Consider the following 15,874-nt stretch of genomic DNA (forward strand, 5'->3'; position numbering starts at 1 on the left):
CGCCGGCGGTGACGGCCGACCTCCGGACCTATCTGGCGCACGTGGAACTGCCCAACCCGATCCTGACCGCCTCCGGCTGCGGTGGGACCGGCCGTGAGCTGGCCCAGTTCTCCGACGTCCACCGGCTGGGCGCGTTCGTCACCCGGTCGATCACCATGGCCCCGCGCGCGGGGCGGCCGACGCCGCGGATGGCCGAGACCCCCTCCGGGCTGCTGAACGCCGTGGGCCTCCAGGGCCCGGGCGTCGAGGCGTTCCTGGAGCGCGAGCTGCCCTGGCTGGCCGAGCGGGGCGCCCGTACGGTCGTGTCGATCGGCGGCGGCACCGTGACCGAGTACACCGCGCTGGCGCGGCGCCTGGCCGGGGTCTCCGGCGTCACCGCCGTGGAGGTCAACCTGTCCTGCCCGAACGTCGAGGACCGCGGCAGGGTGTTCGCCCGCGACGGCTCGGCCGCCGCGGAGGTCGTGGCCTCGGTGCGCGCGGCGACGCCGTACGACGTGCCGGTGATCGCCAAGCTGTCGCCGGACGTGGCGGACGTCGTCGCGGTCGCGCGCGCGTGCGTGGACGGCGGCGCCGACGCCCTCGCGATGATCAACACGCCGGTCGGGATGAGCATCGACGTGGACTCGATGCGCCCCGCGCTCGCCGCCGGCACCGGCGGCCTGTCCGGCCCCGCCGTACGGCCCCTGGCGGTGCGCTGCGTGTGGCAGGTGCACGCGGCGCTGCCCGGGGTGCCGATCGTGGGCATGGGCGGCGTCACGACCGGCAGGGACGCCCTTGAGCTCGTCCTGGCGGGCGCCTGCGCCGTCGCCGTGGGCACGGCCCTGTTCCACGACCCCTACGCCTGCCCGCGCGTCCTGAGGGAGCTGGAGGAGCTTCTGCAGGCGCGCGGGTTCGACCGCCTCGCCGACGTCGTGGGCCTGGCCCACCGCCCGGCGGGCGCGCAACCACGCACACGCACCGATCTGGAGGAGAGTTCGCTTTGACCACGCCCGCCCCCATCGCCGTCGCCCTGGACGCGCCCGACCTGGAGACCGCGGCCCGCTGGGCCGGTCTGGTCACCCCGCACGTCTCCACGGTGAAGGTGGGACTGGAACTTTACCTGCGGTACGGGCCCGATGTGATCGCCTCGGTGCGCGGCGCGAGCGGCGTGCAGGTCTTCCTGGACCTGAAGCTGCACGACATCCCGAACACCGTGGGCGCGGCCGCCAGGGCCGTCGCCCGGCTCAAGCCCACCTACCTGACCGTGCACGCCGCAGGGGGTCCCGCCATGGTCAGGGCGGCCGTCGAGGCGTCCCCCGGCACGCGGATCGCGGCCGTGACGCTCCTGACGTCGCTCTCCGAGGCCGATCTCCGCGAGGTGGGCATCCAGGGACCCCCGGACGACGCCGCGCGCCGTATGGCCGCCGTGGCCGTCGGAGCGGGCGCGCAGGCCCTCGTCTGCTCGCCCCGGGAGGTCGCCGCCGTGCGGGCCGAGGTCGGCCCGGAGATCACGCTCATCACCCCCGGCGTACGGCCCGCGGGCGCCGGCACTCAGGACCAGGCGAGGGTGGCCACCCCCGAGGACGCGGTCGCCCAGGGGGCCGACCTCCTCGTGATCGGGCGGCCCATCACCGGGGCGCCCGACCCCGGCGCCGCCGCCGCCGCGATCGCCGCCGCGCTGCGCCGCGTGCGCCCTGTGAGCACCCCGTGAGCACCCCCTGAAAGTCCCTGAACGTCTCATCGGGCCCGTAACGAAGCGTCATCCGTTCCGGGCCTGCTGAGGCGGTTTTGATCTACCCAGAGTAACTTTTCCAATACCGGAAGTAGTAAAATCAATTTTATGGTCCGAGAAACCTCTCTTGACGTTGCCGATACGGCCAAGACCAGCTAGTTTCCCCTCCCGTCCGAGTACATCGACAAGAAATTCGAGGTGACCCGGCGTGGCTCTTCCTCCCCTGACCCCCGAGCAGCGCGCCGCAGCTCTTGAGAAGGCCGCCAAGGCACGCAAGGAGCGTGCCGAGGTCAAGAACCGGCTCAAGCACGGCGCGGTTTCTCTGGCTGAGGTGCTGAAGGATGGGCAGACCGACGACGTCATCGGCAAGATGAAGGTCTCGGCTCTGCTGGAGTCGCTCCCTGGCGTCGGCAAGGTCCGCGCCAAGCAGCTCATGGAGCGCCTTGGTATCGCCGAATCCCGCCGTGTGCGGGGTCTCGGCGCCAACCAGCGCGCCTCCCTTGAGCGCGAGTTCGGCGGCGCCGAGAGCTGATCTCGGCGGCGTACGAACGAGTTCACGGGGGTACGGAGTGACCGAAACGTCCTGGTCCGCTGGAGATCGGGCCCATGAGGCGGCGACCGACAGCGGGTCCCGGGCACGCGGAGGTGACTTCACACCCCGCCCGCGCCTGACGGTCCTGTCCGGTCCGTCGGGTGTGGGCAAGTCCACGGTCGTCGCCGAGCTCCGGCGGTCCCACCCGGAGGTGTGGCTGTCGGTCTCGGTGACAACCCGGAAGCCCCGTCCGGGGGAGACGCACGGCGTGGAGTACTTCTTCGCCGGCAACGACGAGTTCGACCGGCTCGTCGCCTCCGGCGAGCTTCTCGAGTGGGCCGAGTTCGCCGGCAACCGGTACGGCACGCCCAGGCGTCCGGTGCTGGAGAGGCTGGCGGCGGGCGTCCCCACTCTGCTGGAGATCGACCTGCAGGGCGCCAGGCAGGTGCGCAGGACCATGCCCGAGGCCCTGCTGGTGTTCCTTGCCCCGCCGAGCTGGGAGGAGCTGGAGCGGCGGCTGCGCGGCCGCGGCACCGAGCCTCCCGACGTGATCGCCCGCCGCCTGGAGGCGGGACGCGTCGAGCTGGCGGCGGAGAAGGAGTTCGACCTCACCCTCGTCAACACGTCCGTCGATGACGTGTGCCACCGGCTGATAACCTTGCTGGGACACTCACCTAGCTAGGGGAATCACTGACGTGGCAAGCAGCGCCGCCTACGCGGAAGGCATCACCAACCCGTCGATCGACTCGCTCCTCGACATCGTCGACAGCAAGTACAGCCTTGTGATCATGGGTGCGAAGCGGGCGCGCCAGATCAACGCCTACTACTCCCAGCTCGGCGAGGGCCTGCTGGAGTACGTCGGGCCCCTCGTGGAGACCCACGCCCAGGAGAAGCCGCTGTCCATCGCCCTGCGCGAGGTCGCCGAGGGCCTGCTGACCTCCGAGCCCATCGAGGGCTGACCCCCGCCCCGCCACGGGAAACCCCGAGCGAGCCGGAGGGGCGCGCCGGCGGTCTGGACTGAGGAGCGAGGGACGAGCGACGAGGGCTGTATTCCTCGCGTGCCTCCGGCACGACCAGCCGGGGGTGAGCGCCTCGATGGGCGACGCGGAAAACCCCCGAGCGAGCCGGAGGGACGCGCCAGCGGTCTGGACTGAGGAGCGAGGGACGAGCGACGAGGGAAGACGCCGGGTATGAGCGCCCCGATGAGTGAAGCGGGAAACACAGTCGTGCTGGGCGTCAGCGCGGGCATCGCGGTCTACAAGTCCTGCGAGTTGCTGCGCCTCTTCACGGAGTCGGGACACGACGTGCGCGTCGTGCCGACCAGGGACGCCCTGCGTTTCGTCGGCGAGCCGACCTGGGCCGCGCTGTCGGGCAACCCGGTGACCACAGAGGTGTGGGAGTCGGTGCACAAGGTGCCGCACGTGCGCATCGGGCAGTCCGCGGACCTGGTGGTCGTCGCCCCGGCGACGGCGGACGTGCTGGCCCGGGCCGCGCACGGCATGGCGAACGACCTCCTCACGAACACACTGCTCACGGCGCGCTGCCCGGTGGTGTTCGCGCCCGCGATGCACACCGAGATGTGGGAGCACCCCGCCACGCGCGCCAACGTGGCGACGCTGCGGGAGCGGGGCGCGGTGGTGATCGAACCCGCGAGCGGCAGGCTCACCGGCGCCGACACGGGCCCCGGGCGGCTGCCGGACCCCGCCGAGATCTTCGAGGTCTGCCGGCGCGTGCTCGCGGGCCGCGGCGGCGATCTGGCGGGGCGGCACGTCGTCGTCTCCGCCGGCGGCACCCGTGAGGCGATCGACCCCGTCCGCTTCATCGGCAACCGCTCCTCGGGGCTGCAGGGATACGCCCTCGCCCGTACGGCCGTCGCCAGGGGCGCGGAGGTCACGCTGGTGTCGGCGAACGTGGCGCTGCCCGACCCGGCGGGCGCGAAGGTGGTGCGGGTGGAGTCGGCGACGCAGCTCCGCGAGGCGGTCCTGGCCGCGGCGGAGCACGCCGACGCCGTCGTCATGGCCGCCGCCGTCGCGGACTTCCGGCCCGTACGGCAGAGCGGCACGAAGATCAAGAAGTCGGCCGCCGAGCCCGATCCAATCCATCTCACGAAAAATCCGGACATCCTGGCTGAGCTGGGGGAGACCCGCCGGGCCGGAGGCGGGACGTACCCCCGGGTGATCGCGGGTTTCGCGGCGGAGACGGACGACGTCCTCGCCAACGGGCGAGCCAAGCTGGAACGCAAGGGCTGCGACCTGCTCGTGGTCAACCAGGTGGGGGAGAACCTCGCCTTCGGCACGCCCGACAACGCCGCCGTCGTCCTCACCGCGGAGGGCGAGTCGGTGGAGATTCCGAGGGGTCCCAAAGAGGATCTCGCCGACGTAGTGTGGAACCTGGTGGTACGGCGTCTCCCCTGACCCCTCGTGGACCTCGACCCCTCGCGGACCTCGCGTGGTGCCGGTGCGGGCGTCCGTGCCCGCCTCCGCAGGGTGCGTCGAGGGAGCGATCGCATGCCGGTGTCCGCCACGATCAGAGAGCGCTGCCGGGCCATGCTCGGCCCCGGCGAGGACATCCGCTATGTCTTTCCCGCGGTGGCCCTGCCTCCTCCTGCCATGATCAGCTTTCTCGTCGTCGTGACGAACCGCTCGGTCACGCTGCTGTCCACCAAGATGCTCACGCGGGACGAGCCGTCGCGGGTGTGGGCCCGCTACCCCCGCCGCACGCGCCTCGGGCCGGTCGAGTTCGGGTCGGGCCCGAGGATCGAGATCGACGGCATGACCCTGGAGGTCGACGACGAGTACGCGGCGGTGGTCGCGGCGGCGGACGCCGAGGCCTTCTCCCCGGGTGACCTGCCCAGAGATCCCCTCCCCGACCTCTGAGGGGTGTCCGGGACCCCGGCGGGCGCGTCCTGCCCGCCGCCTGTCGGGGAACCGGTGACGTGGCCGGAACCGGGATGGCTGTGCCGCGCCGCATCGCCTGAGGCTAGACTCGCGTGAGCATCGAATGGCCGCCGGTAGGCCCTACCGGCGGTCCTTCACAGACGTCAGCAGCCGCTGCATGAGGAGCCCAGAGTTGTCCCGTCGCCTGTTCACCTCCGAGTCGGTCACCGAGGGCCACCCGGACAAGATCGCTGACCAGATCAGTGACGCGATTCTCGACGCGATGCTCAAGGACGACCCGAAGAGCCGGGTCGCCGTCGAGACGCTGATCACCACTGGCCAGGTCCACGTCGCCGGCGAGGTGACGACGGAGACCTACGTCGACATCCCCGCCCTGATCCGGGAGAAGATCCTCGAGATCGGGTACGACGCCTCCCACAAGGGCTTCGACGGCGCCTCCTGCGGCGTGTCGGTGTCCATCGGCGCCCAGTCGCCGGACATCGCCCAGGGCGTCGACGACGCCTACGAGCACCGCGAGGGCGAGGGCGCCGACGACTTCGACCGCCAGGGCGCGGGCGACCAGGGCCTGATGTTCGGCTACGCCTGCCGCGAGACCCCCGAGCTGATGCCGCTGCCGATCACGCTCGCGCACCGGATGGCCCGCCGCCTGTCGGAGGTCCGCAAGAACGGGACCGTTCCCTACCTGCGCCCGGACGGCAAGACCCAGGTCACGATCGAGTACGACGGCGACCGGCCGGTCCGCCTCGACACCGTGGTGGTCTCCACCCAGCACGCCCCGGAGATCGACCTGCGGGAGATGCTGGCCCCCGACATCCGCGACCACGTCGTGGAGCCGGTGCTGGCCGACCTGGAGATCGAGACCGAGGGCTACCGCCTGCTGGTGAACCCGACCGGCCGCTTCGAGATCGGCGGCCCGATGGGCGACGCCGGGCTCACCGGCCGCAAGATCATCATCGACACGTACGGCGGCATGGCCCGCCACGGCGGCGGCGCCTTCTCCGGCAAGGACCCGTCCAAGGTGGACCGTTCGGCCGCCTACGCGATGCGCTGGGTCGCCAAGAACGTCGTCGCGGCCGGTCTGGCCGACCGCTGCGAGGTCCAGGTGGCGTACGCGATCGGCAAGGCGCAGCCGGTCGGCCTGTTCGTCGAGACGTTCGGCACCGAGAAGGCGCCGGTCAACGTGATCCAGGACGCGGTGCTCCAGGTGTTCGACCTGCGCCCGGCCGCGATCATCCGCGACCTCGACCTGCTGCGCCCGATCTACTCCGAGACCGCCGCGTACGGCCACTTCGGCCGTGAGGGCGTCTCCTGGGAGTCCACCGACCGGGCCGACGCCCTGCGCACCGCCGCGGGCCTGTGACCCGTCCCTGACGGACCCCGGCGCCGCCCTCGCGGCGGCGCCGGACAGGCACGCCCGGCCACGCCGGCCCGGACCCTCGACCGGCTTCGCGCACAGCCCGCGGGCCTGTGGGCGATTGCGGCCCGCCGGGTCTGGTAGGACGTACACGTGACCGAGCCGACCCGCGCCCCTCATCCGCAGGAGGCGCTCCTACCGGCGCCTCCCGCCGCCGGGAAGCGGTTCATCCAGCCCGCCGGGCGGACTCGTGCGGCGGGCACGGAGCGGACGCGGGCGGGCGCGCGCAAGGGGGCGCGTGAGGCGGCGGCGAGCCTTCCGGTCGCCCGGATCGTGGTGGACACGCCGTTGCCGCACCTGGACCGGCCGTTCGACTACCTCGTCCCCGCCGAGATGGACGCCGAGGCCGTGGCCGGCTGCCGGGTGCGGGTCCGGTTCGCCGGTCAGCTCGCCGACGGTTACCTGCTCGAACGGCTGGCCGAAAGCGAACACGGCGGACGGCTGTCCTTCCTGGAGCGGGTGATCTCCCCGGAGCCCGTTCTCACCCCCGAGATCGCCCGCCTGGCCCGTGCGGTGGCCGACCGCTACGCCGGGACCCTGCCGGACGTCCTGCGGCTGGCGGTGCCGCCGCGGCACGCCCGGGTCGAGGCCGAGGCGCGCACCCCCGTCCGCCGCACCGATCTCCCCGCTCCTGCCGGCGCCGCCGCCCCGGCGGGGAAGGACGCGTACGCGGGTCCGTGGGAGGCCTATCCGGCGGGGGCCTCGTTCCTGGAGGCGCTGGCCGAGGGCAGGGCGCCGCGGGCGGTGTGGACCGCCCTGCCCGGCACGGACGCCGACGGGCCGACGTGGCCCCACGCGATCGCGGCCGCCGCGCGGGCGACGCTGGACGGCGGCCGGGGCGTCGTCGTGGTGGTTCCCGACGGCAAGGACGTGGCCCTGGTGGCCGAGGCCCTGGGCGACACCCCGCACGTCGCGATCACCGCGGACCTCGGGCCCGCCGAGCGATACCGGCGCTGGCTCAAGGCGCTGCGCGGGGAGGCCGGCATCGCGGTGGGCAACCGCCCGGCGGCCTTCGCCCCGGTGGCCCGGCTGGGCCTCGCGGTCATCTGGGACGACGGCGACGACCTGCACGCCGAGCGCCACGCCCCCTATCCCCACGCGCGGGAGGTCCTCGGCCTGCGCGCCCACCAGGCGGGAGCGGGCCTGCTCGTCGGGGGCTACGCCCGCACCGCCGAGGCGACGGCGCTCGTCGACACTGGCTGGGCGGGCCCCCTCGTGCCCGACCGCGCGGTGGTGCGGGCGCGGGCCCCCAGAGTGCGCCCCGCGGGCGACGACGCCGAACTGGCCCGTGACCAGGCGGCCAGGGCCGCCCGCCTGCCCAGCGTCGCCTGGCGGGCGCTGCGCGAGGGCCTGGAGCACGGGCCCGTCCTCGTGCAGGTCCCGCGCAGGGGCTACCTGCCCGCGCTCGCGTGCCGCCACTGCCGCGCCCCCGCACGCTGCTCGGGCGCGCCGCCGGTCCGCCTCGCCACGGAGCCGTCGCACGCGGAGCAGCCGCACTCGGAGCCGTCGTATTCGGGGCCGGTCTGCTCGGGACCGCTGGCCCTGCGGGGCGGACACGCCATGCCGTACTGCCGCTGGTGCGGCCGGATCGCGGGCGACTGGCGCTGCCCCTCCTGCGGGGGGACCGGCGTGCGGGCCGTCATCGTGGGCGCCCGGCGGACGGCGGAGGAGCTGGGCCGGGCCTTCCCGTCCGTCGCCGTGCGCACGAGCGGACGCGACGGGGTCCTGGCGAGGGTCAGCGGCGCTCCGGCACTGGTCGTGGCCACCCCCGGGGCCGAACCGGTGCCCGACGGCGGCTACGCGGCCGGCGTGCTACTTGACGGATGGGCCCTGCTCGGCCGTCCCGACCTGCGCGCGGCCGAGGAGACCCTGCGGCGCTGGGCGAACGCCGCCGCGCTGCTGCGGCCGGCGGGCGAGCTGGTCGTCATGGCCGACGCGGCGGTCCCGGCCGTACAGGCCCTGCTGCGGTGGGACACCGTCACCTTCGCCGAGCGGGAGCTCGACGACCGGACCGAGCTGGGCTTCCCGCCCGCCGTGCGGCTGGCCACGCTGACCGGCCCGGCGGCGGCCGTCAGGGAGACGCTGGCGGACGCCGATCTGCCCGCAGGGGCGCAGGTGCTGGGGCCGGTTCCGGTGGACGGCGGGCAGGAGCGCGCCATGGTCCGGGTGCCGCGTCACCTCGGCTCCGCGCTCGCCCGCGCGCTCAAGGGCGCCTCCGGGGTGCGCTCGGCACGCAAGGCACCGGAGGTGGTCCGAGTGAACATTGATCCGCTCGATCTCATCTGACCGATTCGCCTCGCACAAAGCGAGCCGTTAGCGTGCGTGTGTGTCGATCGAATGGGTGAACCGGGCCGTCGACGGCCTCCGCGCCTGGGGGCGGGAGAGGAACGTCGAGGTCGACGTCGACGAGGTACGGCTGCTGTGCGACTACGCCAGCGACTATCTGGAGGTCAACGAGCTGGGCGATTTCCGGCCGGGGACCTTCGAGGAGCTCCTGCTGGAGATCTACCCGCGCAAGGTCATCGCGCCGCCCGAGAGCGCGCCGGAGACCGTGGCCGCGGCGCGCACGCTGGTCGAGTTCCTCCTGGACACGGGCGAGATCGGCGGCAAGACCGCCGCCCGGATGCGGGCGACGATCGACGAGATCGAGCCCGAGATGCCCCGGGCGCTCGCCGACACGTCCAAGTTCGGCATGGCCAAGAGCCTGTTCAGCGCCATCGGCCCCGACTCGCTGGAGCTCGACGCCGCGGGCGGCCGGGCCGAGGGGGAGACGGACGGCCCCGACTGCGACTGCCCCGGCTGCGCGCCGCTGCCGCCCGTACGGCTCGCCCCGGCCGAGGAGGTGGCGCGGGCGGCGCGCGAGGTGCCGCTGCTGGTCGACGCCCACCGCGTGGTGACGTGGCTGGCGGAGGGCCGCCGCACCCTCACCCTGCGCCGCTCGCTGCGCGCCGCGGACGCCCGCGCGATCAGGGACGGCCTCGGCGTACGACGCCCCGAGGCCGCCTGGCGCCTGGCGCTCGAACTGGGGCTGGCGCACTCCGGCCCTCCGGCCGTCGAGGCGGCCGAGGGCTTCCGCGACCTGGCGGAGCGCGGCGACGAGGAGGTGCTCGACCTGTGGACGGGGGCGCTGGAGCTGCTGATCGAGGGCCTGGTGCCGCTGACCGGCGAGCGGGTGGTCGACGACGGGATGGCCCAGATCCACGACCTGCTCTACCGGCTGCAGTCGCCCGTCCCGGTGGACGCGCTCGCCGACTACCTGCGTGAACTGGCCGACGGGCGGCCGGTGGGGCGGCTGGACGAGGCGCTGACCGGCCTGGCGTACGCGGGAACGGTCCAGCGTACGGAGGACGGCCTGGCCCTCACCACGCACGCCCTGTGGGGCCTGCGCGAGGTGTACGCGGGCATGGGCATGGACGCGCCGCTCGCCCCCGACCTGGCCGAAGGCGACGCGAGCGGCCTCATCGCGGGCCTCATCGGCGACGGCCCGGCGGACGAGGCGGCCGAACGGGACATCGCCGAGTGGCTGTCCCGCCGTACGCCCGAGCAGGCCGCGGCGGAGCTGCTGGCCGCCGTCGCGGGCGCCCCGGCGGAGGTGCGCGGGGTCGCGGTGACGATCGTCGACCGGCTGGGCCGGGAGGCGGCTCCCGTCGTGCGGTCCTACCTGGACGACACCGAGCTTCGCCCGCACGCCATCCACTGGCTTTCCTCACGCGGCCTGGAGGCCCCCGCGCTCACGCCGGAGGAGGTGCTGTGGATGAGCGTCGACATGCTGGCGCTGGCGCTGCCCGCCGCCGAGGCCGACCCCGAGGGCTTCGCGGAGAACATCGCGGCCTCCGGCCCGCCCCCGCATCTGATCGAGGACATGTGGCGGGTGGAGCACCCCGACGTCGTCGAGGTCCTGGAGCTGCTCGGCAACACGCTGCGGGACCAGGCCGCCGCGAAGGCCGCCCGGAAAGCGGCCTTCAAGGCACGTTCGCGGGGCATCAGGTGACTGCTGTGCAGTAAGTTGCTGGAATGGCCGACAGCGACGTGCTCACCTTCCCGCCGGTCGACATCGCCCCCGACGAGGAGCTCGTCCACGCGGTCCGGGAGGTCCCCCTCGTACGCGACGCCCGCCGCCTCGCCGAGTGGGTCGGGGGCCGCTGCGCGGCCTCCCCCCAGGGCGTCTGCGAGGTGACCGAGGAGGGGCTGCCGCACCCGGCCGAGGCGGAGGCGGTCGTCGCCGCGCTGGACCTGGCGGCCGCCCGGCTCCGGCTGCTGTGGGTGGTCGCGGTGAACGGCCGTCTCGTGGAGGTCACCCGCCAGGGCGCCCGCCCCGGGCCGGGGGTGCCCGACCCCATGGAGTTCTGGGACGGCGTGGTCATGGACGTGCTCGACCGGACCGAGGAGGGCCTCACCGGCTCGGCCGTGGTCGACGAGCACCTCACCGAGATCCTCGCCACGATCTACTCGGTGCGCGAGGGCATGCCGCTCGCGGCGCTCGCCGGCGGCATCCTGCAGGCGCACGAGGTGGGATGCGAGGCGCGGCCGGCCGACCTGCGGCGGCTGCGGATGACCCTGCCGGGCGAGCTGTCGGCGGCGATGGCGCTGCTGGAGTACTGCGGGCTGATCGAGCTGACCGGCGAGCTGGTCCGCCTCAGCCAGCCGGGCGTGTGGGCGGTGCGCCGCGACCTGCTGCGGGAGGGGCACGACGCGCCGTCCCTGGGCGAGGTGGCCGCGCTGGCCGAGCTGGGGGCCGCCGACCTCATCGACGCGATGCTGCACGGCCGGGCGTCCGCCAGCGCCGCCACCCTCTGGCTGGAGCGCCGGGTCCCGGAGGACGCCGCGCGGGAGCTGATCAAGATCGCCGCGTCGGGCGACGCGGCCCAGCGCGGCACCGCGGGGACCGTGCTGGAGGAGCTCGGCCCCGAGGCCGCGCAGGCCGTACGGGAGGCCCTGGACGAGCCGATGATGTGGCGCTACGCCGCGGCCTGGCTGGGCGTGCGGGACCTGGAGGCGCCCGCCCTCGGCGAGGGCGACGGCGCCTGGGTGGCGGTGGACACCCTCGCCGCCCTGCTCTACATCGGCGCCCCGGTCGACTCCGTGGCCCACTTCGACCTGCTCGGCGAGGACCTGCTCGCGCTGGTGCCCGAGATGGGCCGGGCCGACCACCCCGACGCCCTCGCCGTGCTGGAGATGCTCGGCCGGCACCACCCCGATCCGCTGATCGCGAAGACGGCCAGGAAGACGGCGATGAAGGTGCGGTCGCGCACATAGACTGTGGTGATCCTCCTCGTGTATGTGACGTGAACGGAGCCGACCCTTGGCCATTCAGCCGATCCGCCTGTTCGGCGACCCCGTGCTGCGCACGCCGGCCGAGCCGGTGGTCGACTTCGACAAGGAGCTGCGCAGGCTCGTGAAGGACCTGACCGACACGATGATGGACGCGCCGGGCGCCGGGCTCGCCGCGCCGCAGATCGGCGTCGGGCTGCGCGTGTTCACCTACTACGTGGACGAGCAGCTCGGCCACGTGATCAACCCCGATCTCGACCTCGGCGACGAGCTGGACGAGGAGGGCGAGGAGGGCTGCCTGTCCTTCCCCGGCCTGTCCTTCCCCACGCCGCGGGCGATCCGGGCGGTCGCCAAGGGCTTCAACATGCACGGCGAGCCGGTGACGATCGAGGGCACCGACATCATGGCGCGCTGCTTCCAGCACGAGACCGACCACCTGGACGGCGTGCTGTTCATCGACAGGATGGACACGAAGCAGCGCAAGCTCGCCATGAAGGCGATCCGCGAGGCCGAGTGGAGCGGCCTGTCGGCCCCGGTGGTGAAGATCTCGCCGCACGCCACGCAGGGACGGGCCCTGTAGTGCGCCTGGTCTTCGCCGGCACCCCCGACACCGCGCTGCCGTCGCTGCGCGCCCTGCTGGACTCGCCCCGGCACGAGGTGGCCGCCGTCGTCACCCGGCCGGACGCGCAGTCGGGCCGGGGGCGGAAGGTGCACCCCAGCCCGGTGGCCCAGCTCGCGGAGGAGTCGGGCATCGAGGTGCTCAGACCGGCGAAGGCCGGCGACCCGGACTTCCTCGACCGGCTGCGGGCGATCGGCCCGGACTGCTGCCCGGTGGTCGCCTACGGCGCGCTGCTTCCGCAGACGGCCCTCGACATCCCGCCCCATGGCTGGATCAACCTGCACTTCTCCGTGCTGCCGGCGTGGCGGGGCGCGGCCCCCGTCCAGCACGCCGTACTGCACGGTGACGACGTCACCGGCGCCTCGACCTTCCGCATCGTGAAGGAGCTGGACGCCGGGCCGGTCTTCGGCGTGCTGACCGAGCCGATCCGCGACGACGACACCAGCGGCACGCTGCTGGCCCGGCTCGGCGAGGCCGGCGCGGGCCTGCTGCTGGCCACGCTGGACGGCGTCGAGGACGGCGCCCTGGAGGCGCGCCCGCAGCCCGCGGACGGCGTCAGCCTCGCCCCGAAGATCGAGGTCGACGACGCGCGCGTCGACTGGGCCGCGCCCGCGATGCGGGTGGACCGGCTCGTGCGCGCCTGCACTCCGGCTCCCGGCGCCTGGACGGAGTTCCGCGGCCAGCGGGTCAAGATCGGCCCGGTGCGGCTCGCCCCCGACGCGGACAAGCTCGCCCCGGGCGAGATCGCGGCCACCAGGAAGACCGTGCTCGTCGGCACCGCCAGCCACCCCGTCGAGCTCGGCGAGGTGCAGCCGCAGGGCAAGCGGCAGATGACCGCCGCCGAGTGGGGCCGCGGCGTTCGCTTCGCCGACGGTGAGACGCTGGTCTGAGGGGCCTGGTGGCCACCACCACCGACGTGACCGGGCGGCGCCGCGTCGAGGCGGACGCGTTCCGGGCGGTGCACGGCGCGGGCGGACCGTGCGCCGGGCGGCGGGGTGTCGGAGGAAGGCGCTAGGGTTGCCCGCTGGTTCACGGATGGCAGGGTCGAGGGTGGCAGGGTCGAGGGTGGCAGGGTGAAGCAGGGCAGAGGCCAGGGCGGCGACGCCGGGGGCGGCGCGCCGCGCGGCCGGCGGGGCGGCCAGGCAGAGGGCCGGGGCGGCGGACAGAACGGTGGCCAGGCCGGCGGACAGGGTGGCGGACCGCGCGGCGGTGCCGGCCGGGCCCGGCCGGGCCGCGGCGCGCAGACGGGGCACGCCGGGCAGGCCGCCCCCGAGGCGAGGACCGGGCAGCGGAGGCAGGGTCGTGGCCGCCCGCCGCGCGACGAGGCGCGTAACGCCGCCTACGACCTGATGCGGGCCGTCGACGAGCGTGACGCGTACGCCAACCTGCTCATGCCCACGCTGCTGCGGCAGCGGCGGATCAGCGGCCGGGACGCGGCCCTCGCCACCGAGCTGGCCTACGGGACGCTGCGCGGCCTCGGCACCTACGACGAGGTGATCGCCGCGTGCAGCGACCGCCCGCCGGAGAAGGTCGACCCGCCGCTGCTCGACGCGGTGCGTCTCGGCGTGCACCAGCTTCTGCGCACCCGGATCCCGCCCCACGCCGCGGTCAGCGCCACCATCGACCTCGTGCGGCTGCGCGTCGGGCCGGGCCCGTCCAAGTACGCCAACGCCGTGCTGCGGAAGGTCGCGGGCCGGACGCTGGAGCAGTGGCTGGAGATCGTGGCGCCGCCCCGCGAGGAGGACCCGGCCGGCCACCTCGCCGTCAGCTACAGCCATCCGCGCTGGATCGTCACCGCGTTGCGCGACGCGGTCGGCGGCGACCTGGACGAGACGGCCGCGCTGCTGGAGGCCGACAACGAGCGGCCCCGGGTGGCGCTGGTGGCGCGGCCCGGGCGGGCCACGGTGGAGGAGCTGTTCGCCGCCGGGGCGGAGCCCGGCGCCTACTCGCCGTACGCCGCGTATCTGCCGGAGGGCGACCCCGGCTCCCTCGCGGCGGTGGGGGAGGCGCGGGCGGCGGTCCAGGACGAGGCCAGCCAGCTTGTCGCGCTCGCGCTGACCCGCGTGCCGCTCGACCACGACACGACCTGGCTGGACATGTGCGCGGGCCCCGGCGGGAAGGCCGGGCTGCTCGACGCGGTGGCCACGGAGCGGGGCGCCCGGCTGCTCGGCGCCGACCTGCAGTATCACCGCGCCCGTCTGGTCTGGGGCACCACCCGCGAGGCGAAGGTGATCACGGCGGACGGCACCCGGCCCGCCTGGCGGCCCGGCGCGTTCGACCGGGTGATGCTCGACGCCCCCTGCACGGGGCTCGGCGCGCTGCGTAGACGGCCGGAGGCCCGGTGGCGGCGAGACCCCCGGAGCATCCCCGAGCTCACCGCGTTGCAGCGGCGGCTGCTCGACTCGGCGCTGGAGGCCGTCAGGCCGGGCGGCGTCGTGGCGTACGTGACCTGCTCGCCGCACCTGGCCGAGACCCGCGCGGTGGTGGAGGACGTGCGCGACCGGGCCGAGGTGCTGGACGCGCGCGCGTTCCTGCCCGAGGTCCCGGGGCTCGGCGACGGGCCGTACGCGCAGTTCTGGCCGCATCGGCACGGCACCGACGCGATGTTCCTGGCGCTGCTGCGCCGTCCCTGAAGAGCGTCCTCGCCGCGGGCTCCCGGACCGGCCCCGGGACGGCACGAGGCGGCACAGGGCGTCACAGGGCGGCACGGGGCGGGGGCGGGGACCTGGCGCCAGGGCTGAATAGACTGCAGGGACTATGGCCGTTCAGATCTCGCCCAGCATCCTGTCCGCCGACTTCGCCCGCCTCGCCGACGAGGCCGCGCGGGTCGAGAACGTCGCCGACTGGCTCCACGTCGACGTGATGGACTACCGGTTCGTGCCCAACCTCACGCTCGGCCTGCCGGTCGTCGAGTCGCTGCTGAAGACGACCTCTACGCCGGTCGACTGCCACCTCATGATCGAGGAGCCGGACCGGTGGGCGCCCGACTACGCCGAGGCGGGCGCGGGCAGCGTCACGATCCACGCCGAGGCCGCCAAGGCGGCCGTGCGCACGCTGCGGGCGATCCGCGCGGCCGGGGCGAGGGCCGGTCTCGCGCTGAACCCGGCGACCGCCGTGGAGGGGTACGAGGACCTGCTGCCCGAGATCGACATGCTGCTCGTCATGACCGTCGAGCCGGGCTTCGGCGGGCAGCGCTTCCTCGACATCGTGCTGCCGAAGGTGTCGCGGGCCCGCACCCTGATCGACAAGTACGGCGGCGAGGTGTGGCTCCAGGTCGACGGCGGCGTGTCCACGGAGACCATCGAGCGCTGCGCCGAGGCCGGGGCCGACGTCTTCGTGGCCGGCAACGCCGTCTACGGCGCCGATGACCCCGCCCGCGCCGTCACGGAGCTCAGGAACCTCGCCGAGCGGGCCACCCCGCCCTCCTGAC

The 15,874-nt window shown here is 74.3% G+C and carries 15 protein-coding genes; all 15 read left to right on the forward strand.

All coding sequences use genetic code 11. The features are described from left to right. The first annotated feature begins 8 nt into the window (after positions 1–8). Positions 9–983 (forward strand): dihydroorotate dehydrogenase, encoded by a 975-nt coding sequence (locus HHX37_RS32540; protein ID WP_117408569.1) that lies wholly within the window; start codon positions 9–11, stop codon positions 981–983. Further along, positions 980–1,690, forward strand: a complete 711-nt coding sequence (gene pyrF, locus HHX37_RS32545) for an orotidine-5'-phosphate decarboxylase (RefSeq protein ID WP_117408570.1) — start codon at positions 980–982, stop codon at positions 1,688–1,690. The genes HHX37_RS32540 and pyrF overlap by 4 nt, the downstream gene beginning before the upstream one ends. A gap of 229 nt (positions 1,691–1,919) precedes the next feature. Then, positions 1,920–2,243, forward strand: coding sequence for an integration host factor, actinobacterial type (gene mihF, locus HHX37_RS32550; RefSeq protein ID WP_030450375.1), 324 nt, complete (start codon positions 1,920–1,922; stop codon positions 2,241–2,243). 136 nt (positions 2,244–2,379) lie between these two features. Beyond that, positions 2,380–2,925, forward strand: coding sequence for a guanylate kinase (gmk, locus tag HHX37_RS32555; RefSeq protein WP_244361583.1), 546 nt, complete (start codon positions 2,380–2,382; stop codon positions 2,923–2,925). Positions 2,926–2,938: 13 nt separating this feature from the next. Beyond that, positions 2,939–3,202 carry a DNA-directed RNA polymerase subunit omega gene (gene rpoZ, locus HHX37_RS32560; RefSeq protein ID WP_117408572.1) on the forward strand — a complete coding sequence of 88 codons (264 nt, stop codon included), beginning with the start codon at positions 2,939–2,941 and terminating at the stop codon, positions 3,200–3,202. Positions 3,203–3,445: 243 nt separating this feature from the next. Further along, a complete protein-coding gene (gene coaBC / locus HHX37_RS32565; protein ID WP_182887855.1) occupies positions 3,446–4,657 on the forward strand; it encodes a bifunctional phosphopantothenoylcysteine decarboxylase/phosphopantothenate--cysteine ligase CoaBC in 1,212 nt (403 codons plus the stop codon). A gap of 93 nt (positions 4,658–4,750) precedes the next feature. Then, positions 4,751–5,119 (forward strand): hypothetical protein, encoded by a 369-nt coding sequence (locus tag HHX37_RS32570; protein ID WP_117408574.1) that lies wholly within the window; start codon positions 4,751–4,753, stop codon positions 5,117–5,119. A 193-nt stretch (positions 5,120–5,312) separates the two neighbouring features. Then, a complete protein-coding gene (metK, locus tag HHX37_RS32575) occupies positions 5,313–6,500 on the forward strand; it encodes a methionine adenosyltransferase (protein WP_117408575.1) in 1,188 nt (395 codons plus the stop codon). Positions 6,501–6,647: 147 nt separating this feature from the next. After that, positions 6,648–8,840, forward strand: a complete 2,193-nt coding sequence (locus HHX37_RS32580; protein ID WP_182887856.1) for a primosomal protein N' — start codon at positions 6,648–6,650, stop codon at positions 8,838–8,840. Between the two features lie 40 nt (positions 8,841–8,880). Then, positions 8,881–10,545 (forward strand): hypothetical protein, encoded by a 1,665-nt coding sequence (locus HHX37_RS32585; protein WP_182879095.1) that lies wholly within the window; start codon positions 8,881–8,883, stop codon positions 10,543–10,545. A 23-nt stretch (positions 10,546–10,568) separates the two neighbouring features. Further along, on the forward strand, positions 10,569–11,810 hold the full coding sequence (locus tag HHX37_RS32590; protein WP_182875739.1) for a hypothetical protein: 1,242 nt from the start codon (positions 10,569–10,571) through the stop codon (positions 11,808–11,810). 46 nt (positions 11,811–11,856) lie between these two features. Further along, positions 11,857–12,405 (forward strand): peptide deformylase, encoded by a 549-nt coding sequence (def, locus tag HHX37_RS32595; RefSeq protein WP_117408579.1) that lies wholly within the window; start codon positions 11,857–11,859, stop codon positions 12,403–12,405. After that, positions 12,405–13,334, forward strand: a complete 930-nt coding sequence (gene fmt / locus HHX37_RS32600) for a methionyl-tRNA formyltransferase (RefSeq protein WP_182875738.1) — start codon at positions 12,405–12,407, stop codon at positions 13,332–13,334. The genes def and fmt overlap by 1 nt, the downstream gene beginning before the upstream one ends. 459 nt (positions 13,335–13,793) lie before the next feature. Continuing rightward, complete coding sequence (locus tag HHX37_RS32605; RefSeq protein ID WP_220498617.1) at positions 13,794–15,077, forward strand: RsmB/NOP family class I SAM-dependent RNA methyltransferase; 1,284 nt, start codon at positions 13,794–13,796, stop codon at positions 15,075–15,077. Positions 15,078–15,201: 124 nt separating this feature from the next. Continuing rightward, the gene (gene rpe / locus HHX37_RS32610) at positions 15,202–15,873 is read left to right on the forward strand and encodes a ribulose-phosphate 3-epimerase (protein WP_111700279.1); all 672 of its coding nucleotides are present in this window, start codon (positions 15,202–15,204) and stop codon (positions 15,871–15,873) included. The last annotated feature ends 1 nt before the right edge of the window (position 15,874 follow it).

The sequence above is a fragment of the Microbispora sp. H10885 genome, from assembly GCF_014161415.1.
Classification (GTDB): domain Bacteria; phylum Actinomycetota; class Actinomycetes; order Streptosporangiales; family Streptosporangiaceae; genus Microbispora; species Microbispora triticiradicis.